The 25,775-nt window shown below is 67.0% G+C and carries 24 protein-coding genes; 10 read left to right on the top strand and 14 right to left on the bottom strand.

The features are described from left to right. Positions 1-73: 73 nt before the first annotated feature. Positions 74-1,939, bottom strand: coding sequence for a glutaminase A (gene glsA / locus ACLMAL_RS29105; protein ID WP_412002012.1), 1,866 nt, complete (start codon positions 1,937-1,939; stop codon positions 74-76). A gap of 274 nt (positions 1,940-2,213) precedes the next feature. Here glsA and dxs point away from each other — a divergent pair, with 274 nt between their 5' ends. After that, on the top strand, positions 2,214-4,109 hold the full coding sequence (gene dxs, locus ACLMAL_RS29100; RefSeq protein WP_412002011.1) for a 1-deoxy-D-xylulose-5-phosphate synthase: 1,896 nt from the start codon (positions 2,214-2,216) through the stop codon (positions 4,107-4,109). A gap of 240 nt (positions 4,110-4,349) precedes the next feature. Here the strand turns inward: dxs and ACLMAL_RS29095 are convergent, their stop codons facing one another. Both ACLMAL_RS29095 and ACLMAL_RS29090 read right to left on the bottom strand, forming a co-directional pair. Then, positions 4,350-4,475 (bottom strand): hypothetical protein, encoded by a 126-nt coding sequence (locus ACLMAL_RS29095; protein WP_412002010.1) that lies wholly within the window; start codon positions 4,473-4,475, stop codon positions 4,350-4,352. Between the two features lie 398 nt (positions 4,476-4,873). After that, positions 4,874-5,464, bottom strand: coding sequence for a CGNR zinc finger domain-containing protein (locus ACLMAL_RS29090; RefSeq protein ID WP_412002009.1), 591 nt, complete (start codon positions 5,462-5,464; stop codon positions 4,874-4,876). A gap of 102 nt (positions 5,465-5,566) precedes the next feature. Here ACLMAL_RS29090 and ACLMAL_RS29085 point away from each other — a divergent pair, with 102 nt between their 5' ends. Next, positions 5,567-5,983, top strand: a complete 417-nt coding sequence (locus tag ACLMAL_RS29085) for an SRPBCC family protein (protein ID WP_412002008.1) — start codon at positions 5,567-5,569, stop codon at positions 5,981-5,983. Between the two features lie 57 nt (positions 5,984-6,040). Here the strand turns inward: ACLMAL_RS29085 and ACLMAL_RS29080 are convergent, their stop codons facing one another. Beyond that, on the bottom strand, positions 6,041-7,324 hold the full coding sequence (locus ACLMAL_RS29080) for an HRDC domain-containing protein (RefSeq protein WP_412002007.1): 1,284 nt from the start codon (positions 7,322-7,324) through the stop codon (positions 6,041-6,043). Between the two features lie 22 nt (positions 7,325-7,346). Beyond that, positions 7,347-7,898: a DUF3000 domain-containing protein gene (locus tag ACLMAL_RS29075; RefSeq protein ID WP_328413196.1), complete on the bottom strand. Its 552-nt coding sequence runs from the start codon at positions 7,896-7,898 to the stop codon at positions 7,347-7,349. A gap of 324 nt (positions 7,899-8,222) precedes the next feature. Between ACLMAL_RS29075 and hemE the strand changes: the two genes are divergently transcribed. From hemE to hemQ, 4 genes are all read left to right on the top strand, one after another. Then, positions 8,223-9,287 (top strand): uroporphyrinogen decarboxylase, encoded by a 1,065-nt coding sequence (gene hemE / locus ACLMAL_RS29070; protein WP_328403450.1) that lies wholly within the window; start codon positions 8,223-8,225, stop codon positions 9,285-9,287. A 114-nt stretch (positions 9,288-9,401) separates the two neighbouring features. Beyond that, complete coding sequence (locus ACLMAL_RS29065) at positions 9,402-9,941, top strand: uridine kinase (protein ID WP_412002006.1); 540 nt, start codon at positions 9,402-9,404, stop codon at positions 9,939-9,941. 22 nt (positions 9,942-9,963) lie between these two features. Continuing rightward, a complete protein-coding gene (locus ACLMAL_RS29060; protein WP_412002005.1) occupies positions 9,964-11,310 on the top strand; it encodes a protoporphyrinogen oxidase in 1,347 nt (448 codons plus the stop codon). A gap of 217 nt (positions 11,311-11,527) precedes the next feature. Continuing rightward, positions 11,528-12,223 carry a hydrogen peroxide-dependent heme synthase gene (hemQ, locus tag ACLMAL_RS29055; protein ID WP_412002004.1) on the top strand — a complete coding sequence of 232 codons (696 nt, stop codon included), beginning with the start codon at positions 11,528-11,530 and terminating at the stop codon, positions 12,221-12,223. Positions 12,224-12,780: 557 nt separating this feature from the next. On the opposite strand, the gene msrB is transcribed toward hemQ, so the two are convergent. The 4 genes from msrB to ACLMAL_RS29035 all read right to left on the bottom strand — a co-directional run bounded on the left by msrB (position 12,781) and on the right by ACLMAL_RS29035 (position 17,084). Next, complete coding sequence (gene msrB / locus ACLMAL_RS29050) at positions 12,781-13,224, bottom strand: peptide-methionine (R)-S-oxide reductase MsrB (RefSeq protein WP_412002003.1); 444 nt, start codon at positions 13,222-13,224, stop codon at positions 12,781-12,783. A gap of 47 nt (positions 13,225-13,271) precedes the next feature. After that, the gene (locus tag ACLMAL_RS29045) at positions 13,272-14,618 is read right to left on the bottom strand and encodes a glycosyltransferase family 87 protein (protein WP_412002002.1); all 1,347 of its coding nucleotides are present in this window, start codon (positions 14,616-14,618) and stop codon (positions 13,272-13,274) included. 68 nt (positions 14,619-14,686) lie between these two features. After that, a complete protein-coding gene (locus ACLMAL_RS29040; RefSeq protein ID WP_412002001.1) occupies positions 14,687-16,243 on the bottom strand; it encodes an alpha/beta hydrolase in 1,557 nt (518 codons plus the stop codon). A 79-nt stretch (positions 16,244-16,322) separates the two neighbouring features. Further along, the gene (locus tag ACLMAL_RS29035; RefSeq protein ID WP_412002000.1) at positions 16,323-17,084 is read right to left on the bottom strand and encodes a pyrimidine reductase family protein; all 762 of its coding nucleotides are present in this window, start codon (positions 17,082-17,084) and stop codon (positions 16,323-16,325) included. Positions 17,085-17,119: 35 nt separating this feature from the next. Here ACLMAL_RS29035 and zapE point away from each other — a divergent pair, with 35 nt between their 5' ends. Further along, positions 17,120-18,139: a cell division protein ZapE gene (gene zapE, locus ACLMAL_RS29030; RefSeq protein ID WP_412001999.1), complete on the top strand. Its 1,020-nt coding sequence runs from the start codon at positions 17,120-17,122 to the stop codon at positions 18,137-18,139. Between the two features lie 94 nt (positions 18,140-18,233). Further along, positions 18,234-19,028, top strand: a complete 795-nt coding sequence (locus ACLMAL_RS29025) for a tyrosine-protein phosphatase (protein ID WP_412001998.1) — start codon at positions 18,234-18,236, stop codon at positions 19,026-19,028. A 55-nt stretch (positions 19,029-19,083) separates the two neighbouring features. On the opposite strand, the gene ACLMAL_RS29020 is transcribed toward ACLMAL_RS29025, so the two are convergent. From ACLMAL_RS29020 to ACLMAL_RS29010, 3 genes are all read right to left on the bottom strand, one after another. After that, positions 19,084-19,578: a GbsR/MarR family transcriptional regulator gene (locus ACLMAL_RS29020; RefSeq protein WP_412001997.1), complete on the bottom strand. Its 495-nt coding sequence runs from the start codon at positions 19,576-19,578 to the stop codon at positions 19,084-19,086. 152 nt (positions 19,579-19,730) lie between these two features. Then, positions 19,731-20,510 carry an ABC transporter permease subunit gene (locus ACLMAL_RS29015; protein WP_412001996.1) on the bottom strand — a complete coding sequence of 260 codons (780 nt, stop codon included), beginning with the start codon at positions 20,508-20,510 and terminating at the stop codon, positions 19,731-19,733. Positions 20,511-20,562: 52 nt separating this feature from the next. Continuing rightward, positions 20,563-21,450 (bottom strand): ABC transporter ATP-binding protein, encoded by an 888-nt coding sequence (locus ACLMAL_RS29010; RefSeq protein WP_328403426.1) that lies wholly within the window; start codon positions 21,448-21,450, stop codon positions 20,563-20,565. Positions 21,451-21,580: 130 nt separating this feature from the next. Between ACLMAL_RS29010 and ACLMAL_RS29005 the strand changes: the two genes are divergently transcribed. Then, positions 21,581-22,336, top strand: coding sequence for an alpha/beta fold hydrolase (locus tag ACLMAL_RS29005; protein ID WP_412001995.1), 756 nt, complete (start codon positions 21,581-21,583; stop codon positions 22,334-22,336). Here ACLMAL_RS29005 and ACLMAL_RS29000 read toward each other — a convergent pair. Beyond that, positions 22,333-22,872, bottom strand: coding sequence for an N-acetyltransferase family protein (locus ACLMAL_RS29000; RefSeq protein WP_412001994.1), 540 nt, complete (start codon positions 22,870-22,872; stop codon positions 22,333-22,335). The two genes, ACLMAL_RS29005 and ACLMAL_RS29000, sit on opposite strands and share 4 nt — an antisense overlap. After that, positions 22,869-24,110 carry an MFS transporter gene (locus tag ACLMAL_RS28995; protein WP_412001993.1) on the bottom strand — a complete coding sequence of 414 codons (1,242 nt, stop codon included), beginning with the start codon at positions 24,108-24,110 and terminating at the stop codon, positions 22,869-22,871. Before ACLMAL_RS28995 ends, ACLMAL_RS29000 begins: the two co-directional genes overlap by 4 nt. Before the next feature lie 313 nt (positions 24,111-24,423). On the opposite strand from ACLMAL_RS28995, the gene ACLMAL_RS28990 reads away from it, so the two are divergent. After that, entirely contained in the window at positions 24,424-25,740 is a 1,317-nt protein-coding gene (locus ACLMAL_RS28990; RefSeq protein ID WP_412001992.1) for a cytochrome P450, read from the top strand. The last annotated feature ends 35 nt before the right edge of the window (positions 25,741-25,775 follow it).

Genomic DNA, 25,775 nt, shown 5'->3' with positions numbered 1-25,775 from the left:
TCCTGACTCGGTGGGATCGTGGTCTCGCAGGGCTCAACGGCCGATAACACGCAAATGTCCCCGCCCGCCGAACTCAATAGTCGCCACCGCGGACCGCGATCGCGCGTACAGCGGCGTCCATCTGTGCGTACGCGCCCGCGGCCAGGCGCTCGAGCAGGGCAAGTTTCAGCTCGGGCGCCTTCTCGGTGAGCACATCGAACCGTCCCGGGCTCAGCACCGCGACCCGCACCCCGCTCTCCGCGCGGGCTTCGTTGACGAACGGTGTGCCGACCAGCATCGGGATCTCGCCGAACGACATCCCGGCCGACAGCGACACCAACCGGTGCGTGTGCCCGTCGGCGCCCTCGAAGGTGATCCGCACCCGTCCCTCCAGGATCAGGTACAGGCCCGAGCGGGCGCTGCCGCGGCGCGCGATCACTTCACCGCGGGCGATGGTGCGCACCTCGAAATCCTTTGCCAGCCGCGCCCGGTTATCAGGGCTCAGTGCGGCGAGCGCGGGATGGTCCTCGATCGGAAGGGAGGTGCACGCCGGTTCGTCAGCGGGCCGATGGTGGTCGAGCACGATGTCCTCGCACCATTCGGTAGCGGTGTCGCGGTCGATGAAGACGCGTCCGCGCGGGTCGTTCGGAACCAGGCTCGAGACCAGGTGGCCCATCTTGCCGTCGGGATCGACAATGGCGACCCGGCAGCTCGCCGCGGCGAGTTCGTTCTGCAGTTCGTCGAGCATGTGCACTGCGATCTCGCTCACCTCGCCCACCCGGCGCAGGTCGAGAACCAGCGCCGCCAACTCGCCCGACTGCTCCTCGATGGCCCGCACGGCACGTTCCGCGCCCGCGAACAGTAGGTCGCCGTGCAGTTCGTACACGCGAGCGCGATCACCGTGCTCGGCGAGCACCGCCATCTCCTCGGTAGTGCGCCGCAGCCGCGAGGGCGCCTCGGCCACCGAATACGCAGCCCGAATCGCGGTGCGACCGGATCGCGTCACGTGCAGGAAGTGCAGTTCCAGTCGTTTCGACAGCGCCCGGCAGGCGGCGACGCCGCGCACGCTGTTGCCGTGCTTGTCCAGCCGAGGGGAGTAGACGGCGATCCCGATCTGACCGGGCAGCACCGCGAGTATCCCGCCGCCGACACCGCTCTTCGCCGGCAGCCCTACGGTGGTCACCCAGTCACCCGCGGCGTTGTACATGCCGCAGGTGGTCATCACGCTGAGCACCTGCTCGGTCAGCGCGACCGACAATGCGCGCTCGCGCGTCACCGGGTTGAGACCGTTATTGGCCAACGTCGCAGCCATCAGCGCGAGGTCGCGGCAGGTGACATCAATCGAGCACTGCCGGAAGTACCGATCGACTGCCTCGTCCGGATCGGAGTCGATGATGCCGAAAGAACGCAGCATGTAGCCGATGGCGCGATTGCGGAAGCCGGTGCGCGCCTCGGAGGCGTACACCGCCTCGTTCATCGTCAGCTCGCGTCCGGCGAATCGGGAGTAGCAGCGCCGGATGCGTTCGAACTTGTCGATGGGATCGTCACCGGTGACCAAGGACGCGGCGGTGATGGCGCCCGCATTGATCATCGGATTACGCGGTCGCTCGGTCACCGGGTCCAGGCTGATCTCGTTGAACGCCTCGCCGGAGGGTTCCACGTCGATGCGCTCGGCGACCGCGGCGGGGCCCTGGTCGGCCAGGGCGAGCGCATAGGTGAACGGTTTGGAGATGGATTGGATAGTGAACATGGTGGCGACATCGCCTGCGCCGTAGAACCGGCCGTCCGCGGTGGCCAGGCACACGGCGAACGAATCGGGTTGGACCGCAGCGAGTTCCGGAATGTAGTCGGCCAGTGCGCCGGATTCGTCGGCGCGGTAGAGCTGGTACACATCGGCGACCAGACGTGCCACGACGCCGGGTTCGACCGCCTGCGGAACCTTCTGTTCGGGCTCGGCCACACGATCACTGTAGGCGCGGTAGCGTATGTGCCGTGGTCGATCCTTCGTCCGCTGAGCGCGTGTCTTCGGAGGGATTTCCTCCGGTCGCCGCGCCGCGGTCGGATGTTCGCCCGCCCTCGTTTCTCCGGACAGGTGCTTTTCGTCCGGTGATTCGTGTGGAGACTCACATTTCAGCGCCATGTCGGCAGGTGACGTGCCGTCGTCGTGCGGGGACGCCACCGCGGCTCCGTAGACTGTTCGGATCAGATGCACTATCCGGAGGGAGCGAGTTCAGGTGGGAGTGCTTTCCCGGGTCGATGCACCCGAAGACCTGCGCAGGCTGAACGTGGCCGAGCTGCGGGAGCTTGCGGCGGAGATTCGCGAGTTCCTGGTCGAGAAGGTCGCGGCGACCGGCGGTCACCTCGGACCCAATCTCGGTGTGGTGGAACTGACCATCGCCCTGCATCGGGTCTTCGACTCGCCGGCCGATCCGTTGATCTTCGACACCGGGCATCAGGCCTATGTGCACAAGATCCTGACCGGCCGCAAGGACCAGTTCGATTCGCTGCGGACGCGGGGCGGGCTGTCCGGCTACCCGAGTCGGGCCGAGAGCGTGCACGATTGGGTGGAGTCTTCGCACGCCTCGGCGTCGCTGTCGTACGCCGATGGCCTCGCGAAAGCGTTCGCGCTGACCGGCCAGGATCGGCATGTGGTCGCGGTCGTCGGTGACGGCGCGCTCACCGGCGGCATGTGCTGGGAGGCGCTCAACAACATTGCCGGAGCTCCCGATCGTCCGGTGGTCGTGGTGGTCAACGACAACGGCCGCTCCTACGCGCCCACCATCGGCGGCCTCGCCGACCGGCTGACCGCGCTGCGCACCCAGCCTGCCTACGAGCATGCGTTGGATGCGGGTAAGCGGATCCTCAAGAGCATCCCGCGCGTCGGCGAATCCGCGTACTCGATGGTGCACGCGGTGAAGGCCGGGATCAAAGACGCCGTCAGCCCGCAGGAGCTGTTCAGTGATATCGGACTCAAGTACGTCGGCCCGGTCGACGGCCACGACGGTGTCGCGCTGGAAGCGGCCCTGCGCAGGGCGAAGGATTTCGGCGGTCCGGTCGTCGTCCATGTGGTGACGCAGAAGGGCCGTGGGTACTCACACGCCGAGAACCACGAAGCCGATCAGATGCATGCGTGCGATCCGATCGACCCGCTGACGGGCCGGCCGCTCGGCGCCAAGGCGCCCGGCTGGACCGCGGTGTTCTCCGAGGAGTTGATCGCACACGCGGAACGCCGCGACGACGTCGTCGCCATCACCGCCGCCATGCCCGGGCCGACCGGCCTTTCGGCATTCGGTGAGCGTTTCCCGGACCGGATGTTCGACGTCGGTATCGCCGAGCAGCACGCCATGGCCTCCGCCGCGGGTCTCGCGCTCGGCGGCATGCACCCGGTGGTCGCCATCTATTCCACCTTCCTCAACCGCGCCTTCGATCAGCTGCTGATGGATGTCGCCCTGCTGAAGCAGCCGGTCACCGTGGTGCTCGACCGCGCGGGCATCACCGGAAACGACGGCGCCAGCCACAACGGCATGTGGGACCTCTCGGTGCTGGGCATCATCCCCGGTATCCGCGTGGCCGCCCCGCGCGATGCGGGCACCCTGCGCGAAGAACTCGCCGAGGCGCTGGCCATCAGTGACGGCCCGACCGCCATCCGCTTCCCGAAGGGCAGCGTCGTCGAAGATATTTCGGCCGTCGAACGCCTCGAGGGCGTCGACATCCTTCGCCTGCCCGAGCAGGACGGCGGCTCCGCTCAAACCCAGCGTGGCGACGTCCTCCTCGTCGCCGTGGGCCCCTTCGCCGAACTGGCACTGCAAGTAGCGGATCTGCTGCAACCAGAAGGTATTTCGATCACCGTCATCGATCCGCGCTGGGTTCTCCCGGTGTCCGACACCATCGTCAAACTCGCCGAAAACTATCGCCTTCTGGTCACTCTCGAAGACGGCGGCCTGCACGGCGGCATCGGCTCCACCATCTCCGCCCGCCTCCGCGGCGCGGGCCTGGACGTGCCGACCCGCGATCTCGGTGTCCCCCAACACTTCCTGGACCATGCCTCGCGCAACCAGATCCACGAGGAATTGGGCCTGACGGCCCCCGACATCGCCCGCCGCATCACAGGTTGGCTCGACGCCCGCTGACCGCGGCGGCAACCTGCCTGGGCGCGCTGTCCTACATGAGTCGAGTGGCATGTCATCGTGAGTGCCACTGGCGGTGTGTCGCGGGGTGTGCCACTCACCGGACGCCCGGAGAACTCGGCAAGTCCCGATGGAACCGAACCGCCGCCCGGTGAGACAACCGCCCCTGCACCAACTCTCGACAAGAGGGACACGGCTGCGGCAACATCGAGAGCGGCCACTGTCATGTCCCGCTCGCCACGATCAGCGGCCGACCGCTAGCGGACCGGCTTGAATGCCGACGTCGAGCGCCGCGTCCAGCCGGCCGGATATCAGGACTCGTTGGACGACGGTGCCGTCGGTGATCCGTGGGAGGCGGGTTCTCTCCAACGGACTCGCTCCATCGGTAGTAATACTTGACCAGGTGCTTCCCGAGAAATATTTCTTTGCACATCAGAGAATTCGTGAAGGTAGTCCGAGTACCCGAACCGTCGGGGAGGGTGGCATAGGCGAATTCCGCAGCCAGGACATGTGGTGTCTTCGCGTTGCGAGATCAGCGGATTCGACGATGCCTCGCTCATCGCGTCGGGCCGTTCGGGTCGATCCTGTTCAACTGGGCCGCGTTCGAGCCGTACCCATCACCGCCCTCCCGCGGTCACACCACCCGCCAAGGGAATGTCAGTGGTGCGCGCGTATCCGACGCGATCGCCAACGTCCTTCCCCACCAGGATCTTCGAGTTCTGTTCACTCGTTTCGACGGTCCCGCTCGGCGGGAGTGGGATCGGATGCTATCGCGCGGAGTTGCGGCGATGGGAGGCGCGGACTTTCACGCGATTGCCGCAGACGTTCATCGAGCACCAGGTGCGGCCGCGGTTGCGGGAGTGGTCGTAGAAGGCCCAGCGGCAGCTTGGTTCGCGGCAGGTTTTGAGGCGGGACCAGGTGCCCGCGGCGACGGCAGTGGCGATGTCGGCGAGAAGGGTGGCCAGGGCGGTGTCGACCGATCCGTGGGTGGCGGGCACCAGGGTCGGGGGCGTGCTGGTGACGTCGAGTGTCAGGGGGAGTTCTGCGGTCATGGCCGACAGCTCGGCATGTGCTGTGGGGTCGAGTCCGTCGGGTCGTGGGCTGCTCACAGGGTCGGCATTGTTCTGGGCGAGCATGGCGCGCAGTCCTTCTCGGACTCGGGCCGCGCGGTCGGGTTCGTGGGCGGTGACGGCGGTGTTGCGGGGCAGTAGCTCGTGATCATGCAGCCAGGTGGCCAGCTGGTGCGGGGTGCCGATGGCGTCGCCGTCGGCGCGGCGGGTGTTGACGAATTCCACTAGTCGACGCATCGCGGCGGGCGTGCGGTCATCGGCGGCCGTGGTCTCGGCTCTGGCGGGCATGACTACATGATAACTACCCATTGACGATAGGAGGTTAACTAACTACCGTTCCATTAACGCCAGTTACTGGGCTTCAGGCCACCACACACAGGAGAGTTCGCCGTGGGATCGATCAAGAAGGAGATCGTCGTCGAGGCCCCCGTCGACGACGTATGGGCGATCATCCGCGATTTCGGCCAGGGTCCGATTCGCATGGCGCCCGGTTACGTCACCGAGTGCCGGCTCGATGGTCCCGGAGTTCGGGTGGCCACGTTCGTGAACGGAACGGTGCTGCGTGAGCGTCTGATCGCGTTGGACGAGGCGGAGCACCGATTCGTGTACTCCATCGTCGGCGACAGTGTCGCGCCGGTGCACAACAATGCGTCGATGCAGGTCTTCCCGCACGACAACGGCAGCCGGTTCGTCTGGATCCACGACGTGCTGCCCGACGAACTCGCGGTCGCGTTCGGTGTGGGCATGGACGAAGGTTTGCGGGTCTTCAAGGAAACCGTCGAAGGCACGGTCACCGCCAAATCCTGACTTGTTCCGCGTCTCGCCCGGCAGGCGAATGGTGTGGCGCAGATCCAGGAACGGGCGTTAAGCGTCGCGCGTTTCCGGAGTCAGCGCTGCCGTCAGCCGAGGTACCGCCAGCTCCCGCTGCCACGGCCGCGCCCCGCCCGACTTGAGGAATCCGTCGATGGCCGCCGCCAGGTCGGCGGGTGAATCCGGGATACGGTCGTAAGCCGGCAGCCCGTCCCAGCACAGGCGCCGCACCAGGTCGGGGGAGAGCAGGTTCTCCACCGGAATGGCATGTTCGGTGGACAGCTCACCCATCTCGGCACGCGCTCTGGTCAAGCGGGCGGCCGCAGCGGCATCCCGGCGTTCCCACCGGTTCACCGGAGGCGGCCCGTCGAAGGGCTGGGTCAGTGGCGGCAGCTCACTGTCGGGCAGCGTCCGACCGCGGTCGACGGCGCCGAGCCACTCTCGGGAGTACCGCCGCTGCCGTGGCCCGCCGAAGACCGGCAGCGCCCGCAGCTGGGCGATGGTGCGCGGCTCGGTGGTCGCGGCGGAAACGATCGCGGAGTCCGGGAGGATGCGCGCGGGCGCGACGTCGCGGGATCGCGCCAACCCGTCCCTGGTGTTCCACAGTTCGCGCACGATCGCCAGCTGCCTGGTGCGGCGCAGTTGGTGGATACCGGAGGTACGCCGCCACCGATCGGCCTTCGGCGCGCCGGGCTCGGTGCTGCGAACGTGCTCGAATTCCTGTGCGGCCCAATCTGTCTTGCCCTGTTCGTCGAGTGCTTTCGCGACTTCGTCGCGCAGTTCCAGCAGCAGCTCGACATCGAGCGCGGCGTAGTTCAGCCACTCGTCGGGCAGCGGCCTCGTGGACCAGTCGGCCGCGCCATGGCCCTTGCGCAGCGCCCTGCCGAGCAGTTTCTCGACCATCGCCGCGAGCCCGACGCGTTCGAAACCGGCCAGCCTGCCACCCAATTCGGTGTCGAACAGCCGCGCGGGACGCAGACCGAGTTCGGCCAGACCCGGCAGGTCCTGGTCCGCCGAATGCAGTACCCATTCGAGATCGTTGATCGCCTCGGCCAGCGGGGCGAGCTCATCGGTCACCGGAATCGGGTCGACGAGGAAGCTGCCCGCTCCGGCGCGGCGCAGTTGGATCAGATAAGCGCGGGCCGAATACCGGAAACCGGATGCACGTTCGGCGTCGACAGCCAGCGGACCGGTGCCCGCGGCAAGCCGGGCAGCGGCATCGGCGATCTCGCGTGCGGTAGCCAGTACGGGTGGAACACCCTCCGCGGGGACCAGCAGCGGCTCCGCTGCGTTGTCTTCCGCTGTGCTGCCCTGGTCGGACTCGTCTGCTACCGGCATAAACTTGAACTTTACGTGGCGGTTAGATGTGGTCGTTGCTGGTATAGGACTCTGGCCGCAGATGGGTGATACCGGCGGGCGGCAGCCCGGCCGCGTAGGCGAGCACTTCGCAGAACGCTTCCACGTGTGGCCGCATGTCGGTGGTGACCGCAGTCCACGATGCGCGCAGCTCCAATTGGTGCGCCCGTGGCGGCCCGGCGATGTCGCCGTAGCGCACCGAACTCGTCGAGGTGACGGTGCCGCCCAGGGCCGTGAACGGCTCGTTGCGCGTTTCGAGAGCGTCCACCAGCCAACTCCAGGCGACCTCCGGCAACAGCGGGTCGGTGGCCAGCGCGCCGTCGATGTCGGCCTGGATATAGGCGACCAGACGGAAGGTGCCGTGCCATGCGTCGTCGCCGTCCGGATCGTGTAGGAGGATCAGCCTGCCGAACGCATCGCCCTCGGAATCGACTGGCACGACAGCGGTTTCGGGGTGTTTGACTTCGGCGCCGAGCGCGTACGAATAGGGGGCCAGGCGTTGCGGCGGGCGGATCGGTGCCAGCTCGATCCGAGGGTGCACGGTAGCGGTGGCCATCGCCTCGACCGCGGCACGAAATTGAGCTGGCTCATCGGGTCCCTCGGTCGGTGCGGCTCCGTCGCGGAAGTCGAGCGGTGTCACGAAAGCGACGGTAGACCTAGTCCCCCCGACGCGGTCGGAGGCGCGCCGCCGAGCCGCTTTCTGCACCGTCGGATGCGGTGTTTCTGCGCCGCCGTGCGGGGCGAATGAAGACGAGTCAGGCCGGCTGTGGGTGTGGCTTGCCGCGGGCACTGCCCGGCCGGTCGCGGTCGCGTGTCGGACGTCGTCTCAGGAGTGGCTCTGCGCCCGGCCGAGCGAAGACCGGGCGGTGGCCCGCTTACGATGAAGGCGATGAACACTCACACCCGCCGCCGGTTGACCGATGCTCCGTTCCTGGCCGCCGCCACTGGCGCCGCACCGAGCCGTCGGCCGGTCTGGTTCATGCGTCAGGCCGGGCGGTCGCTGCCCGAGTACCGCGAACTGCGCAAGGGCATCGGGATGCTCGAATCCTGCTTCGATCCGGAGCTGGTGTGCGAGATCACCATGCAGCCGATCCGCAGGCACGGCGTGGATGCGGCGATCTTGTTCTCCGACATCGTCGTTCCGTTGAAGGCCGCCGGCATCGACCTCGACATCGTGCCAGGTGTCGGTCCGGTGATCGCGTCGCCGGTACGCACCACCGCCGATGTGCGGGCACTGCCGCGACTGCGTCCCGAGGAAGTGGGCGCGGTCACCGACGGCGTGCGGCTGCTGACCGACGCACTCGGCGACACGCCGCTGATCGGGTTCGCGGGCGCGCCGTTCACGCTCGCTTCGTACCTGGTGGAGGGTGGACCGAGCAAGAACCACGAGCGCACCAAGGCGATGATGCACGCCGACCCGCAGACCTGGCACGAGCTGCTCGGTGTACTGACCGACATCACCATCGCGTTCCTGCAGGCGCAGCTGGCCGCGGGCGTCGACGCGGTGCAGCTGTTCGACTCGTGGGCGGGCGCGCTCTCACTCGCCGACTACCGCACCTTCGTGCTGCCACACTCCGAGCGGGTGTTCGCGGAGGTTGCTGCCGCAGGCGTGCCGCGCATCCATTTCGGTGTCGGGACCGGTGAGCTACTCGGCGCGATGGGAGAGGCGGGCGCGGACGTCGTCGGTGTCGACTGGCGGGTACCGCTGACCGAAGCGGTGCGTCGCGTCGGACCAGGAAAAGCGTTGCAGGGCAACCTGGATCCCGCGGTCCTGTTCGCCGGTCCGGCAGCCGTCGAGGCCGAGACGCGCCGGATCGCCCGCGAAGCCGACGAGGCGATCACCATGGGCGCGGCAGGACACATCTTCAACCTCGGCCATGGTGTACTGCCCGACACCGACCCCGGCGTGCTGACGGCCTTGGTCGAGCTGGTCCACGAGCTCTGAGCTTGCCCTTTGCGCGATCGCTGCTCGGCCGATTCGCACCGGCCGGTGGTCTCGTCCGCAGATATCGGGAACAGGGCTGATCAGCGGAGGGTTCAATCCGTCGTGGATGTGTCGGTGCAGGAGATTGTCGCGCGGATATTCGCGCATCAGCCGCGGCTCGGGTCGACGCGTCTGGTGGCGGTGGACGGGGGCGGTGGCGCCGGGAAATCCACGCTCGCCGCATCTTTGGCCGCGGAGTGTGGCGCGCAGGTGGTGCACACCGATGATTTCGCGGCCGAGAACAACCAGCTCGCCTGGTGGCCGCGGTTGGAAGAGCAGGTGCTCGAACCGATCGCGTGCGGCAGGCCGGGGCGGTATCAGCGCTACGACTGGGTCGATCGGGTCTTGGCCGAGTGGCGCGAGGTCACGCCAGGTGGCGTGATAGTGCTGGAAGGCGTGTCCTCCGCGCGTGCCGCTGTGCGTGATCGCCTGTCGTTGGCGGTGTGGGTCGAGACACCACCCGACGTGCGGTTGGCCCGTGGGCTCGAGCGGGACGGTGCCCACACGCTGCCGCTGTGGCAGCAGTGGATGGCGACCGAGGACGCGCACTTCGCGGCCGATCGCACCCGGGAGCATGCAGACCTGATTGTCGGTGGCGACACCAGCGGCCGATAGCGGGCAGGTTACGGTCGAAGGTATGAGAATCGCGGTTGTCGGCGGCGGAATCACGGGATTGGTTGCCGCGTATCGATTGCGGACACTGCTCGGGCCGCGAGCCGACATCGTGGTCATCGATCGGGCCGATCGAGTGGGCGGCATTCTGTACACCGGTGAATTGGCCGGGGAGCCTTTGGATCTCGGAGCTGAGGCCTTCGTCGGCCGGCGGCCGGAGGTGCCGGGGCTGGTGCGTGAACTCGGATTGGAGCCGCAACTGGTCGTTCCGGCGGGGCTACGTCCGCTGCTGTGGTCGGAGGGCAGTGCGCATCCGATGCCGGAGCGCACTCTGATGGGTATCCCCGTGGATGCCGAGTCGATGCGCGGGCTGGTCGACGCCGACACACTCGCGCGGATCGACGCGGAGGCCGATAGGCCGATGGCCTGGTACCCCGACGCCGATATCGACGTCTACAGCCTGATCGCCGACCGGTTCGGTGCGCAGGTCGCCGAGCGCAGCGTCGACCCACTGCTCGGCGGGGTGTACGCCGGCAGCTCCCGTTCGATCGGTGTACGTGCGGCGCTGCCGACGCTGGCCGCGGCACTCGACGACGGCGCACCGAGCCTGACCCACGCGGTCGCCGCTGCCATGCCGCCGCCGTCCGACGCGCCCGTCTTCGGCGGCATCCGCGACGGCTATCGGATACTGCTGGAAGCACTCTCGGCCAGATCCGATGCGAAGTTCGTCACCGCGACACCGGCTACTCGACTGGCCCGCGGCGGGCGCGGCTGGGTCGTCGACCCGGTCGGTGCCGTGGATGCGGTCGTGCTCGCCACCCCGGCGCCGGTGACCGCCCGCCTGCTGCGCACCCTCGCGCCCGCCGCGTCCGCCGCAGCGGCAGGAATCGAACTGTCCTCGTCTGCCCTTGTCGCACTGGCACTTCCGCGGGACACGGCGCTTCCGCAGAACTCCGGCATCCTTGTCGCCACCGGAGAATCTTTGCGGGCCAAGGCATTCACCCTGTCCAGCCGCAAATGGGCACATCTGGCGCAGCGCGAAACCGCAGCTGTGCGTGTCTCCTTCGGTAAATTCGGCGACGATTCCACCCTGTCCTGGTCCGATGCCGACCTGATCGACGCCGCCACCGAAGACCTCGCCACCGTCACCGGCGCCACCATCGAACCGATCGGCGCACTCGTTCAACGGTGGCCGTGCGGCCTCGCCCAATACGCCCCCGGCCATACCAACCGTGTCGCCGAAATCGAGTCGGCGACAGCAAATCTCGATGGCCTCGCCGTCGCGGGCGCCTATCTCCACGGCGTCGGCGTCCCGGCCTGCGTAGCCTCGGGCACGGCGGCTGCCCACCGGATCGCAGGTGGACAAGTGTGAACCCAGCCCCTGCTGCTCGGCCTCCGGGCCGAGCGAGGAGCTGACGCGGTCTGCGATTCGTATCGTTCGAAGATTCTCGGCGTGTGATGCCAGCAGTCGGCGCGGGCTTCGATGACGAGTTTCGTCGGCGATAGGGGCGAGGCCGTGCGATCGTTCGGCATGGTGACTTCGCTCGGCCCGTGGGCGACCACGTTCGGTCGAGTGGCACGATGGAGGCATGGCGCGACTCGACTACCAGGCCCTCAACTCCACCGTCCGGTACCTGATGTTCTCGGTGTTCCAGGTGAAACCGGGTGTGCTCGGGGAAGATCGGGCGAAGGCCATTGCCGATGCGCAGGCGTTTTTCGAGGGGCTTGCCGATCGTGACGTGGTGGTGCGCGGCATCTACGACGTCGCGGGCATGCGGGCTGACGCCGACTTCATGATCTGGACGCACGCCGAACGTGTCGAGGACCTGCAGGCCGCGTACGCCGACTTCCGTCGCACCACAGAGCTGGGTAGGGCGAGTACTCCGGTGTGGAGCAATGTGGCGCTGCATCGGCCTGCCGAGTTCAACAAGAGTCACGTCCCGGCGTTTCTTGCCGGTGAAGACCCGGGCAATTACATCTGCGTCTATCCGTTCGTGCGGTCCTACGAGTGGTACCTACTGCCCGACGACGAGCGCCGCAAGATGCTCGCCGATCACGGCAAAGCCGCCCGTGGCTACCCGGATGTGCGCGCCAACACCGTCAGCTCGTTCGCCCTCGGCGACTACGAGTGGATTCTCGCCTTCGAGGCGCCGGAGCTGCACCGCATCGTGGACCTGATGCGTGATCTGCGCGCCACCGAGGCGCGCCTGCATGTGCGTGAAGAGGTTCCGTTCTACACCGGTCCGCGCGTCGAGGTAGACAAGCTCATCGCCGCGCTGCCCTGAGCCGGACAGTCTTCGGCGGCGACATCGGAGCCTCCCCGCCTGCGGTCACCACGGATGCGGGCCATAGCGCGGTGTTGCGGCTGCCGAGCGGGTAGACGTGCGTCTTGACCTCGGGCGATTCGGACTAGGCCCCGCCGCGGGCACCACCACGGTGCGTCCGGGGCGGACAATCCAGAGGTCGGCGAGTGTCCGATGGGAGACGACATGCGGCCGGCCTCGTGGTGGCGACGACACTGCTGGCGGCCGCACCAGGGGCCACCGCGGAATTCCCGGCAGCAGAATTCCACGCTGCCGAGCTGAATCCAGGATCGGCCACGTCGGGTTCGGCGGACGTCCCGTCCGGCTCGGCAGACGCGTGCGGAGAGGCATTCTTCGGCAGCGGCCGGACAGCGCGCAAATGGTGTCGTCTACCTGCTGTGCCGTGTTTTCGTCGACCTGCCTTCGGCAGCAGGCGCTGCAATTTCTGAGCAATCGCGACGCAGCAGACCGCATGCCCCGAAATTTCGGGGCATGCGCACCGTGACCGCGGTCCGTATCTTTCCGCTGAGCGCCGAAGACTACTGCGCTACGGTGCCCGAGGGGTGCAGCTGCAGTGCGATGGAGTTGATGCAGTAGCGCTTGTCGGTGGGCGTGTTGTACCCCTCGCCCTCGAACACGTGGCCGAGGTGGCTGTGGCAATTCGCGCACACCACTTCGACCCGTCGCATGCCGAGGGTGTCGTCGGAGCGCAGGATGACCGCCTCCGACTCGGCCGGATCGAAGAACGAAGGCCACCCGCAGTGCGAGTCGAACTTCTCGGTGCTGCGGAACAACTCGGCCCCGCACGCACGGCACACGTAGACGCCTTCGGTCTTGGTGTCGGTGTACTCGCCGGTGAAGGGGCGTTCGGTCGCGGCCTGCCGCAGGACCGCGTATTCCTCGGGATTCAGCTTGGCCTTCCACTCCTGCGGCGTCAGCTGGATGCGAGGCGCGGGCAGGGTCGTGTCAGCGTCGGAACTCATTGCTCCACGCTAATAGGTTTTCGGCTGCCGCGCCGCAAGCCAGGTCGCTACTTGGCTGCGCTCGGCTCCGGTTCCCGAAGTCCGGACCGTTCGCTGTCCTCGGTGTCGCTGTCTGCGGAGTCCGTCTTGCTCGCACTCTGCGCCGCGGCGGCGGAAACCGTGTCGCCGCCGGAATCGGGCGCCGACGCCATCCAGGTCGGGTCGATGCCGAATTGCAGTCGACCGTCACGCTTGGCCGCCAGATAACGGTCACCGAGCACGCAGAAGATCACGATGAGCAGCAGACCCCAGCCGAAGGTGATACGCAGGTACTCCAGGTTGCGCCCGAAGCCCTGCCAGCGGTCCGAGAGCCACTTGTCGTAGGACATGAACCCGAACACCGCCAGCCAGGCAGGCCAGTTGCGCAGCACCGAATTGTGCAGCACCACCGACATCAGCAACGGGAACAGCATCATCGAGTAGTACATCTGCCCGAGTGAGGGCAGCAGGAACGACGCGGTCATCAGCACACCGGACGCGGTCGTTACGAAGAACAGTTCGTCCTGGCGGTAGTAGCGGTACAGCAGCCACAGCGTGATGGCGACCAGAATGCCCATGAAGATGCGCATGCCCCAGGTCAGCCACAGCGGCAGACCGTAGTAGGCCGCATTGCCGACGATGGCGCTGTTGAAGTAATCCCGCGACTCGACGATGTAGCGCGCGGTGCGGGTGAAGAACTTGTCCGCGTCCTTCGACAATGGCCAGGCGATCGCGGTCAGCGCGACAGGTACGCCGATCGCGGTGTAGAAGACCTTCCACTGCCCGCGGGCGGCCGCGATCAGGATCAGCGGTGCCAGTGTCGGTTTCACGGCGATGCTCAAGCCGAGTATCGCGCCTGCCCATAGGTCTCGGCGCTGCAGCAGCAGATGCAGGAAGATCACCTCGGCCAGCAGAATGCAACCGTTGACGTTGGTGAAAACTAGTGTGTTGGTGACTGTTTCGGAGATGAACATCGCGAACAGCAGCACCGGGGCCGCCACCGAGGACAGCGTGAACTTGAACAGCTTCAGCAGCAGGTAACAGGCCAGGATGATGGCGGCGGCGTTCAGCAGGATGAAGCACCAGCGTGACTTTTCCGGATCGACCAGGGCCAGCGGCGCGATCAACAGGGTGCCGCTCGGCGGGTACAGGTAATGCGGGTCCACCGAGTCGAAATTGGCGGTGTACACCGGGTTGCCGTTGAGGAAGGCCAACGACGCGTTGTAGACCGGTTTGAAGTCGTCGGTGATGAACCCGTTGACAGCCTTGATGAAGACCCGATTGAGCACAGTCATGACCGCTAAGGGCCAGAGTGCGAACTTGATCGCTTCGGCGGTGGTACGAGCGGTGCGCGGCTCGAGCTGTCGAAGTAACACTGGGGCACGGTACACCGGATCAGCTCATGACGGTTGCGGGGACCTGCCCGGCGCGCCATATCAGGGGGTCATGCGGGGCACGCGGTGCCATCCTTGGGCAACTTCGCGTCCTTCAGATAGTCGAGCAGCGCCTGTTGCGCACAGCCGGAGTGGGTGAAGACCGGATGGCCCCAACCCTGCCATGCCACCGAGGCGTGGCGGGCGCCCGCTGCGCCGAGCGCGCCGGTCACCGACGCCTGGCCACTGGTGCCGACGACCGGATCCGCGATCCCGCCCAGAACGAGAACCGGTAGGTCGAGCTTTGCGGGCAGCGGTGGTGCACCCGCGACCGGCCAGGCGGCGCACGCCATCATGGCGATCGCGGCGGCCTTGCCGAAGGCCGGATACTTCTGTCCCCACTCGGCACTGAGTTCCGTGGCCCGGCTGGGGGTCGGCGGCGTCTGATTGTCGGTGCAGCGGTTCACGAATTGCCCGTCGCTCGCGGTGGCGGCGGATTCCCGCAGGATGAGGTTGCCGAGCGCACCGCGGTCGCCGCGTCCGGCCGCCGAGAGTGCGTCGGCGAGTTCGGCAATGCGGTTGGCCTGGTCGGCGCGCGGTCCGCCGAGGAAACCGGTCACCGCGGTCAGCAGCGCATTCGCGGAGATATCGCCGAGACCGCCGGTGCTCGCGCGTTTCAGCAGATCGGTGACCGCCGCGCGCGGGTCCGCGCCGAGCGAACAGTTGATTCCGGTGCAGCGCTGCGCGAAGGCGGTCAGCGCCGCCTCCGCGCCCTGGACCTGCTGTTCGGTCCGGGTGGTCGCGTCGGCGCCGACGGCTTCGGGGGAGTCGAGGACCAGCCGCGACAGGTGGTCGCCGTACCTGCGGGCGAAGCTGAGCGCCACCTTGGCGCCGTTGCCGCTGCCGAGCAGGTCGATGTGCTCGACCTGCCACTGCTTGCGCAGCTGTTCGATGTCGTCGGCGGCGTGGGGGGCGTCGAACGTGCCCTCGTAGGGGTGCAGGAAGTCGCGGCACGCGATGGTGGCGTCCTGGCTGAACCCGGTCACCGCCTCGGCGGGATCGGTTGCGCCCAGCGCGAATTGTGCGTTGTCGGCGAGGCCGCGGCGCACGTCGATCGGCAGGCAGTCGATCGGTTCCGAGGTGCCGAGGCCTCGGCGGTCCACCGCGACAATCGGACGCGTGGTCAGCAGACTGCTCGCCGGTCCGACGGCCAGCCCGGCCAGAGTGGCCGAGGAGGACCGATCCGCTCCGGAGGTGAGCACCAGCGGGGCGGCGTCGGCCGGGGTCTGCGGCAGGCGGGCCCGCATGGCGCCCGCACGGAAGCTGCCGAGCACCGAGCCCGTCCCGTCGATCGGTGTCGAGAACTCCGCGCAATCCAGGACCAGGCCTGCGGGCGCTGGGCCGAGCCCGAGCAGGTCGAGCGTCGGCGCCGTGCACTCCCGCCAGCTCAGGTCGGTCTTGGGCAGCTCGGCCTTGGGCGGCGGTGGCGGCGTCGACGTGGCGGCGGGCCCCCCGACGGCGGGCGCGCGCTCGACGGCGACACCGGGGCGATCGGAGGGGCCCGCACCGCATCCGGCGATCATGATCGAGAGTGTCGAGGCCAGCACGGCGGCCCGAGTCCAGCGCATGCGCTACAGCCTGCCAGGTTCGCCCGGTTGTTTCACAAAGGAGCCGTAGATGAGCGCCGGGGCGTGGGTGTCGCGCACCTCAGCGACGGGCCCAACGGGTGAGTATCGTGCCGTCGTCGTCGAGCAGGATGTGCGTGCGTGCCATGGGGGTGCGGAACTCGTGCGCGGACAGCGAAATTCGTCGCGCCGTCCCGCCGACCAGCACGGGTGCGGTGGTCAGGCACAGTTCGTCGATCGCGTCGGCGTCGAGCAGCTCGCCGAACAGGTGGGGCCCGCCCTCGCACAGCACGCGGCGCAATTCGAGCTTCTCCAACGCGCGCAGCAGCCCTTTCGGTGTGACCGCGATATCGCCCGCCTCGACGACCCGCGCGCCCGCGTCGCACAACTGCTGCTTGCGGTCCTGCGGCGCTGCCGCGGTCGTAATGATGATGGGTGCGACGGAGGTATCGGTGCACAGCCGCGAGCCGGGTTCGATCGCGGCGCTCGCAGTGAGCACGGCGATCGGCGGCGGTGCGCCGTCGCGGTGGCCGCCGAGTCCGCGGTCGTAGAGCGCGCGGCGCCGCTGCGGGTCGGCGCGGACGCCGCCGTAGTTCTCGGCTCGCACGGTGGCTGCGCCGACGAGGATCACATCGGCCAGCTCGCGCAGCATCGTGAACACCGACTTGTCGGCGGGCGTGCCGAGACCCTCGGACAGTCCGCCGCTGGTGGCGGCGCCATCGATGCTGGACACGAAATTGGCTCGGACCCAGGGCCGGTGGAGCCGGGCGGGGTAGGCGTACAGCTCGGCCAGGTCATCGTCGCTCAGCCGTGTGAGCTGGATCGCATTGTGGATACGCTGCATGAAGCAACATCACACCACGTCATTAGGCTCCGTCTATGCAAGAACACCTTGTCGATCGCCATCCGGAGGTTCCAGCAGACCAGTTGGTCGCGCAGATGGTGCCCCCGCCCATGTTCGACGAGGTCAGTTTCGCCTCCTACATCCCGGATCCGAAGGAGCCGAGCCAGGCCGCCGCGGTGCGCAAGGCCGAGGACTTCGCCGGCCAGGTCGCCAAGATCAACCATGCGGCCAACAAAAAGAGCCTGTTCGGCAAGAAGAAGCCGGTCAGTGGCGCGGGCCTGTATCTCGACGGCGGATTCGGTGTCGGCAAGACCCACTTGCTTGCCTCGATCTTCCACAGCGCGCCCGCGCCGAAGTCGTTCGGCACCTTCGGTGAACTCACCAATCTCGTCGGTGCGCTCGGCTTCAACAATGCTGTCGAGCGGCTGGCGGCCAACAGTGTGCTGTGCATCGACGAATTCGAACTCGACGATCCCGGCGACACCATGCTGGTCTCGCGACTGCTGACCGAGCTGTCCGCGCGCGGGGTGTCGATCGCCGCGACCTCCAACACGTTGCCCGGTCAGCTGGGCGAGGGCCGTTTCGCCGCGCAGGACTTCCTGCGGGAAATCAAGAAGCTCGGCTCGATTTTCGGGGCCGTGCGTGTCGACGGCCCCGACTACCGCCACCGCGATCTGCCGCCTGCTCCCGAGCCGATCTCGCCGGAGCTGTTGACCGAACGGGCCACTGCCACATCGGGATCCACGCTCGACGAGTTCGACGCGCTGCTGCAACACCTGAGCACACTGCATCCGTCGAAGTATGGTGCACTGATCTCCGGAGTGTCGTCGGTGTACATCTCGAACGTGCACCAGGTCAACGACCAGGCCGTCGCACTGCGCATCGTGGTGCTTGCGGACCGGCTCTACGACGCGAGCATTCCGGTGACCGTGTCCGGCGCCAAGCTCGACGAGATCTTCTCGCAGGAGATGCTCGACGGCGGCTACCGCAAGAAATACCTGCGCGCGATCTCGCGACTGCTGGCGCTGTCGCGTTTCGAAGCGGCTGCCGCATAGCGGTCACGGCACAAAGTTGACCTACTGGTATTTCAATTGGTTGGGTGGGTCTCGAAGCCGGGAGGCTGTTCGTTCAACCGATGGGAGACTTGTCATGGTCAGTCGTTCGATCCGTGTCCCGGTGGCACTCGCCGCCGGCCTCACCGTCGCCTTCGGGCCCGTGACAGGCGTTGCCCTCGCCGACCCGCCGACCGTCTCCGCGACCGTGTTCGACCGCTCGCTGAACCTGCAGGGCGTGCAGAACGCGCGTGACGCGGGCGGCTACCGCACCGTCGACGGCCGACTGGTACGCACCGGCCTGGTGTACCGCACCGGCCAGCTCAACAATGCGACACCGGCCGATCTCGCCGACCTGACCCACCGGCAGGTCCGCTACGTCGACGACCTGCGCACCGTCTACGAACGCGCAATCGGCCCCGACAAGGTGCCTGCCGGCGCCACCGCGCACTGGGCCGATGTCATCGGCCAGGCGCCGCCACAGACCCTGATCACCACCCTGACCGGTGGCGACGACCTCTATCGCGCCTTCATCACCGCCCCCGGCGCCAATGAGGCCTTCGCCGCGGTGCTGCGCGACATCATCGACACCGGAGACGGCGCCGTGCTGTTCCACTGCACCGCGGGCAAGGACCGTACCGGCTGGACCTCCGCGGTCCTGCTGACCATTCTCGGCGTCGATCGCGACACCGTGAACCAGGACTATCTGCTGTCCAACCAGTACCGCAACACCGGCCCGAACGACACCATCAACGGCGTCCAGCAGCCGTGGCTCGACGCCGCCTTCGATCAGGCCGCCGAGACCTACGGCAGTTTCGACAACTACGTCCGCGACGGCCTGCGGCTCTCGACCGCCGACGTCGCCGCGTTGAAGGCCAAGATGCTGGCCTGATTTCGGCTGTCGTGCAAGGGATCCCGGCTGATGCCGGGATCCTCGGATGCCCGGATCAGGAGCGCGGGTGCGCGGCGTCCCAGCGATCGAGCAGCACGGGGATCTCCGTGGAGACGAAGAGGAAGAACTCGTGCATGTCGCGGACACGGGCGGCTTGTTCGCCGTTCGGGTCGTCGAACAACGCGAGGCCGCGTGTGGTCGTGTCCGTGAGATCGGTGTATTGAGCGAGCTGCTGGCGCTGCAGGTCGGGGAGGATTCCAGGTCGGATCGAGTAGTAGTCCCTGCGGTCACCCGGCTTGGACGTCTTGTCCACCCAACGCATGGCAACCAGGGTCTTCAGTGCGCTCGAGATGGATCCCTTCGATGCCTGCAGCGCGTCGGCGATCTGGCCGAACGTCTGCTGGGGCGGGTCGCAGATCAGCAGCCAGGCCGCCGCCCGGCCGACCATCCGGACCAGGCCCATTTTTTCGAATACGAGCGCCAGATCCTCGACGAACGCCAACTGTTCCGGGGTGGGGTCGCTGGTCGGTTCGTTGTCCGTGCTGCTCATGATCGGGCCTCGCTGGCGCGCTGTTCGGTGATCCCCAGTGGCGCTGTGCATGTGTTTCGTTCGCTGCGCTCGCTCATCGGTCGAGTATCCCTTCGGTGGTGTCGATATGGGTAAACGGGGCGAGCCGTGTCGGCCCGCCCCGTTCGGAAAAATCAGACCGCCAGGTCGCGGCGATCGAAGGCGATCAGCGCGGCCGCCACGGCGACGACAACCACGGCGACCAGCACCGCGAGGTTGATGCCGTTCCAGCCGTTGACCAGTGGCGAGTCACCGATCGCGTAGTAGAACGGCGACAGCTTGCGCAGCCATTCGGTACCGTCGAACATCCCGCCGAGGTTGTTGGCCAGGTAGGCCGCCAGCGCGACCAGCGCGGCGAATCCCAGTGTCAGCGTACGCTTTCCGGTGAGTGCGCCGATCAACAACGTGATCGTGCCGACGACGAGGGCGAGCAGACCGAGTCCCGCGCTTGCGGCAACGATATTGCCCGCTGGAATGTTCATCTGTCCCGCGTTGGCGCCCGCGATGATGCTCAGGGTGAAGACAGTGGTGACGATTCCGGTTTGCACCGCCAGCGCCGCGAACCGCTGAGCGAGCAGAACCCGGCGGCTGATCGGTTGGGCCAGTAGCAGATCCAGCGTTCCGCTGTCCTCCTGGGCGGCCGAACGTGCTGCGAAGGTGACCGCGAAGATGAGCAACAACAGCGTACCCATCATCGCGTACACCATGGATTGCATATAGCCGGTGGCGCTGGCGAAATCGCCCATCCCCATGGCTTCGTACATCTTGTTCTGCTTGATATCGAGCGAGCCCTGCTGCTGCAGCGACTGGAAGTTGGGCAGGTACATCATCGGGACGATGGCCAAGCCGATCGACCAGCCGATCAGGCCGCGGCGCTGTTCCTTCAGTGTCTGGGTGAAAACCGAGCGGGTCATGACGAGTTCTCCTGTGCGATAAGTATTTCGGTGGTGTGCTTGCCGGTGTGGGTCAGCGGCCGTAGAGGCTGAAGAAGATCTGCTCGAGATCCGGCTCGGTGGAGAGCACGCTGACCAGGCGGTACTTCGCCGCCATCTTGAACAGGTCGTCGACTTCACCTTCGGTGGTGCAGCGCAACGTTTTTCCCTCGATGGTCAGGTCGCGCACATCGGGTAGCTTTGCGAAGTCATCGGCGAAAATATCCTCGCCGAACACCAGCTCGACCGAGCGCGGCGAACGCCGCCGCAAATCCTCGACGTTCTCGGTGCCGAGCAGCTTGCCCGCGCGCATGATGACGGCCCGATCGGCGGTCTGCTGCACTTCGCTGAGAATGTGGGAGGACATGAACACCGTCTGCCCGTTGTGCTTCGCCGCGGTGACCAGGTCCAGGAAGCGCTGCTGCAGTAGCGGATCCAGGCCGGAGGTCGGTTCGTCGAGGATGAGCAGGTCCGGGTTGTGCATGAAGGCGGCGATGATGCCGACCTTCTGCTTGTTGCCCTTGGACATCGCGCCGACCTTCTTGGACAGATCCAGATCGAGCAGATCGGCGAGGTCGGTGATCCGATTCGCCGGGACCGTGCCGCGCAGATCGGCCAGGAACCCGAGCAGGTCGCGTGCGGTGTTGCGGCCCTCGATCTCGAGCTCGCCCGGCAGATAGCCGATGCGCTTGCGCAGTTCTGCACCGCCTGCGCGCGGATCGACGCCGAGAACTTCGACGTGACCCGAGGTCGGTCGGATCAGATCCAGCAGGATGCGGATGGTGGTGGACTTGCCCGCGCCGTTGGGCCCGAGAAATCCGAATACCTCGCCCTGGCCGACCTCGAGATTCAGCTCGGTGAGGGCGACATGCTTGCCGTAGTGCTTGGTCAGGCCCTCGGTGCGGATCGCGGCGGTGGTCATGATGCTCCTTCGAAAGGTTCTCGATCAGGTTCTGTATGTCTTGTGATTTCCGTAAGAACTGATGTGTTCAGTAAAGACTGAACATCCAGAACTTGTCAACCCCCGGATCGGACGCCATTACGATGCGGGCATGACGAAGTTCAAGACCTGGGACGGGTTGGAGCTCAACTACCGAGTGTGGGAGGGCGACGGGGTCACGGTCGTGCTACAGCACGGGGTCGTCGCCGACACCAACGCCAACTGGATGGGCACCGGTGTGGTGCAGGCCTTGCAGGCTGCCGGGCACACCGTCGTCTCGCTCGACGCCCGCGGACACGGCCGCTCGGACAAACCGCACGATGCCGCGCGGTACTCGTGGGCGGCGATGGCGAAGGACGTCAGCGCTCTGTACGACGAGCTCGGCTTCGATCGCGTTGTGCAGGTCGGCTATTCGATGGGCGGGGTCATCTCGCTGCTGGTCGCGGCCGCCGACGATCGGGTGACGAAGCTGGCCGTCGGCGGCATCGGCTCGGGTGTGCTCGACTGCGGTGGCGTCGACCGCCGCGTCATCGACATCGATGACCTGCGCACCGCCATGCACGGCGACGGCGCGGGCGCATCCCAGGTCGCCATGATGTTCCGGATTCTCGCCGATGCGATCAGTGCCGACCGGACGGCCATCGAGGCGGTCGCGACCGGTCTCGACGACGAGCCGATCACCACACTGGCCGGTGTTACCGTGCCCACGCTGGTTCTGGCAGGCGCCGCCGACCCGTTCGCCGCTGAACCCGAACGCCTCGCCGCCGCCTTACCCGACGGCACGCTGGCCGTGGTGCCCGGCGACCACTTGATGGCCGTGATCGAACCGGCATTTCACGCGGCGCTGGTGAATTTCGTGAAGAGCTAGAGCGCCATTCGCATCACGAAGTCGTGATGCAGCTGGTTGCCGACGTGGAAGGTCTTGGTGCCCACCCTGGTGAACCCGTGCTTGGCATAGAAACGTTGGGCACGGGTGTTTTCCTGATTGACCCCGAGCCAGACTCCCGCGGCCCCCTCTTCGCGAGCGCGCTGGAGTGCGGCGCGCATCAGCGCCTTCGACACCCCACTGCCGTGATGGCCCGGCAGCACATACATCTTGCTGATCTCGACGACCGGCCGCAGATTCACCGCCGCGGCGACCTGGGGATCGGCCGGATCGCCTGCGTGCAGCATCGCGTAGCCGACGATGTCACCGTTCGCGACCGCCTTCAGCACCGTGCGCGTCGGGTCGGTCAGGTATTCGCCGAAGCGCTCTCCGGACAGCACATCGCTGATGAAGATCTCGATGTCGTCGGCGGTGGCGCCGGGCGGGCAGGCTAGTGGAAAGGTCGCGGCCGCAACGTCACTGAGAGCCTCGGCGTCCCACAATCCGGCCCGGTCGACGGTGACTGGGATGTTGCTCATCTGTCCAGTACAGCATGTTCGTCGCCCGCTGCGAGAAACTTGCCTGCTTCGGAACGTGAATGGAATACGTGTGCGAGCCCGATGAGGACCGCCGCGAAGACGAGTGGAATGACGAATCCGGCACGGTGTCCGAACCCGGCGGCGATCGCGCCCACCACGCCGCCACCCACGAGCGTGCCCGCGTAGTTGAACAGGTTCAGCCGCGCCATCAGCGCGTCCAATGCACGTCCGGTGGTCAGCTGGCCTGCCTCACTGAAACACAGCGGTGCGATCACCGGCATCCCGAGGCCCGCGACCAAGAAGCCGACAATGGCGACCACCGGCCCAGGAGCCGCCACCACCACCGTAAGGCCGACCACTCCGATCGTGGCGGCGACCTGCACGACCCGGCGCGGCCCGAAGCGTCGGACCCAGAGGTCGCCGGTGAGTCGGGCGATCAGCGAGGTGCCCTGATAGGCGGCCAATGCCAAGGCCGCGGTCGCGGAACTGGCGAGCAGATCGTCGGTCAGATACAGCGCAGACCAGTTGCCGACCGCGAGGTCGATCGCGAACACCAGCGCCATGGCGATGCCGAACACCAGATACGCCGAGAACGCGACGGTCCCCGAGGGTTCCGTTGCTCCGGATTCGCTCTCGGCCGCAGCCGCTTCCGCCTGATCTGCTTCCGCCTCGTCGGCGCCGAGCAGTCGCGGTCCGAGTACCAGCCCGAGCACAAGTACCACCCCCGCCGCCGTCAGGACCGATTCGCGCAGCGTGACCCCGAGTGCCTCGCAGCCGGACACGAACAGCGCGCCGGTGATCGATCCCGCGCTCCAGGCTGCGTAGAACGACGACAGGATGAAGGTGCCGTACCCGTGCTGGATGAATACCGCCTGCATGTTGGTGCTTGCATCGACGATGCCGACCGCGAATCCGTAGCAGCCGAGCGTCACCAACAGCACGATCGTGTTCGGCGCCATCGCGATCGCGCAGCCGGTGATCGCGATGCCCAGCAGACCGATGCGCAGCGTCGTGCGGCTCGACCAGCGGATCGCCAGTTGCTCGGCCGCCACGCTGCCGCCACCGGCGAGCAGCGACACCAACACCACCGACCCGACGATCAGGCCGTCGGACAGGCCGAATCGTTCCTTCTGCTGCGGCAAGTGGGTCAGCACCACGGCGAAGAAGAAACCCTGCAACCCGAACGCGAAGGAGTTTGCGATCCGGGCGCCGCGCAGCACAGGCGCAATCGAACTCATTCCCGCAGGGTAACGACACCGACGGCGGCACGCCCGCCGAATCGTGCACACCGGGAGTTGTGCCGCGTCCCCGTTCCGCATGATGGCCGATCATGGCATCGCGTGCCAGTATCGAAGGGGTGCAAGGCAACCCGCCCGGCGGAGGGATCATCGAGATGAGACAGCCGCTGGCGGATTTCTGTCGTGCACCGTATGCCTGCCGTGCGCGCTACGGTAGGCGGGCCCTCGGCCCTTTCGTGCGGTCGGCGGAATGTGCGACATTGGCTCGTGACCGGACACAAGGATGCCTCCGGCCTCGGATTCGGAGGAAGCTATGACAGCGACGTATCCGCCGGGCCCTCCGCTACCGGCATTCGTGCAGGGCTTCTTGTACATCCGCCGCCGGTTGCTGATCTTGCCGCCGCTGCGTCGCCACTATGGCGATGTGTTCGCGCTGCGCGTGCCGCCCTTCGCGGACAAGCTCGTCGTGTTCACCCGGCCCGAACACATCAAGCAGATCTTCGCGGGCGACCCGCGCGACCTGCATGCCGGCGAAGGCAACCAGATTCTCGGGCCGATCATGGGCGCGCATTCGGTCTTGATGACCGACGAAGCCGAGCACGCCAGGGCGCGCCGATTGCTGATGCCTGCCTTCAACGGTGCGGCACTGCGCGGCTACCGGGACGTGGTCGCCGAGATCGCCGGCGCGGAAGTGCACCGCTGGCAGCCCGGTTCAACAGTGATCACCCTCGATCGGATGAACGCGCTCACCCTCGAGGTCATCATGCGGGTGGTGTTCGGCGTCACCGACGCACGCACCCGCGCGGCACTCGCACCGCGGCTGCATCGCATCGTCACCATCGGCACTATCCAGTACATCGGCCTCCTGAAACCTGCGCTGCAGCGGTTCGCGCCGTGGAAGGACTTCCACGACAACCTGGTTGCCATCGACGATCTGCTCTACGCGGAGATCGCGGCCCGCCGCACCGCGCCCGACCTCGCCGAGCGCACCGATGTGCTGTCGAGGCTGCTGCAAGCAGGCGGTACGACCGACGCCGATCCGCCGCTCACCGATGCCGAATTGCGCGACCAGCTGATCACCCTGCTGCTGGCCGGGCACGAAACCACCGCCGCCGCGCTGTCCTGGGCCCTGCACGAACTCGCGGTCCACCCCGACCTGCAACAGCAGGCCTTCGAGGCGGTGCGCACCGACGACGACAAAGCACTCGAAGCCGTCATGAAGGAAGCCATGCGGCTGCGCACCGTGATTCCCGGCGCAGTCCGCAAACTCACCGACGACATGACCATCGGCGGCTGGCAGCTGCCCGCGGGCACCGTGGTCAGCTGCTCCATCCTGCTGGCGCACCGCAGCACGGAGAACTATCGCGACGCCGCCGCATTCCGGCCGTCGCGTTTCCTCGACGGCGAGGTGGAGCCGAACACCTGGCTCCCCTTCGGCGGCGGGGTGCGCCGCTGCATCGGTGCGGGTTTCTCGCTCATGGAGGGCACCACCGTGCTACGCGAAATCCTGAGCAGATACCGCCTGTCGGCGCCTGCCGGCGCGAAGCCGGAACGCGGTCGTGTACGCAACATCACTACCGTGCCGCGTGGCAAGGCCAAGATGGTCGTCACTCCGCGTTCAGACGGGTGAAATCTTAGGCGGGCTTTGCCGCACGGGCGCAGGCG

This window comes from Nocardia sp. CWNU-33, assembly GCF_046764895.1.
GTDB lineage: Bacteria > Actinomycetota > Actinomycetes > Mycobacteriales > Mycobacteriaceae > Nocardia.
Note: the sequence above shows the minus strand (reverse complement) of the source record. Positions and strands in the feature narration are given on the sequence as shown.

Coding starts and splice junctions, on each gene's coding strand:
- hemQ (WP_412002004.1), top strand. CDS start 11,528: ATGGCGCGACTCGACTACCAGGCCCTCAACTCCACCGTCCGGTACCTG.
- ACLMAL_RS29075 (WP_328413196.1), bottom strand. CDS start 7,898: ATGGCCACCGCTACCGTGCACCCTCGGATCGAGCTGGCACCGATCCGC.
- ACLMAL_RS28995 (WP_412001993.1), bottom strand. CDS start 24,110: ATGAGTTCGATTGCGCCTGTGCTGCGCGGCGCCCGGATCGCAAACTCC.
- ACLMAL_RS29020 (WP_412001997.1), bottom strand. CDS start 19,578: ATGAGCAGCACGGACAACGAACCGACCAGCGACCCCACCCCGGAACAG.
- ACLMAL_RS29080 (WP_412002007.1), bottom strand. CDS start 7,324: ATGCCGGTAGCAGACGAGTCCGACCAGGGCAGCACAGCGGAAGACAAC.
- ACLMAL_RS29090 (WP_412002009.1), bottom strand. CDS start 5,464: ATGCCCGCCAGAGCCGAGACCACGGCCGCCGATGACCGCACGCCCGCC.
- ACLMAL_RS29005 (WP_412001995.1), top strand. CDS start 21,581: ATGACGAAGTTCAAGACCTGGGACGGGTTGGAGCTCAACTACCGAGTG.
- hemE (WP_328403450.1), top strand. CDS start 8,223: ATGAAGGCGATGAACACTCACACCCGCCGCCGGTTGACCGATGCTCCG.
- msrB (WP_412002003.1), bottom strand. CDS start 13,224: ATGAGTTCCGACGCTGACACGACCCTGCCCGCGCCTCGCATCCAGCTG.
- ACLMAL_RS29060 (WP_412002005.1), top strand. CDS start 9,964: ATGAGAATCGCGGTTGTCGGCGGCGGAATCACGGGATTGGTTGCCGCG.
- zapE (WP_412001999.1), top strand. CDS start 17,120: ATGCAAGAACACCTTGTCGATCGCCATCCGGAGGTTCCAGCAGACCAG.
- ACLMAL_RS29010 (WP_328403426.1), bottom strand. CDS start 21,450: ATGACCACCGCCGCGATCCGCACCGAGGGCCTGACCAAGCACTACGGC.
- ACLMAL_RS29015 (WP_412001996.1), bottom strand. CDS start 20,510: ATGACCCGCTCGGTTTTCACCCAGACACTGAAGGAACAGCGCCGCGGC.
- ACLMAL_RS29000 (WP_412001994.1), bottom strand. CDS start 22,872: ATGAGCAACATCCCAGTCACCGTCGACCGGGCCGGATTGTGGGACGCC.
- ACLMAL_RS28990 (WP_412001992.1), top strand. CDS start 24,424: ATGACAGCGACGTATCCGCCGGGCCCTCCGCTACCGGCATTCGTGCAG.
- ACLMAL_RS29025 (WP_412001998.1), top strand. CDS start 18,234: ATGGTCAGTCGTTCGATCCGTGTCCCGGTGGCACTCGCCGCCGGCCTC.
- ACLMAL_RS29035 (WP_412002000.1), bottom strand. CDS start 17,084: ATGCAGCGTATCCACAATGCGATCCAGCTCACACGGCTGAGCGACGAT.
- ACLMAL_RS29040 (WP_412002001.1), bottom strand. CDS start 16,243: ATGCGCTGGACTCGGGCCGCCGTGCTGGCCTCGACACTCTCGATCATG.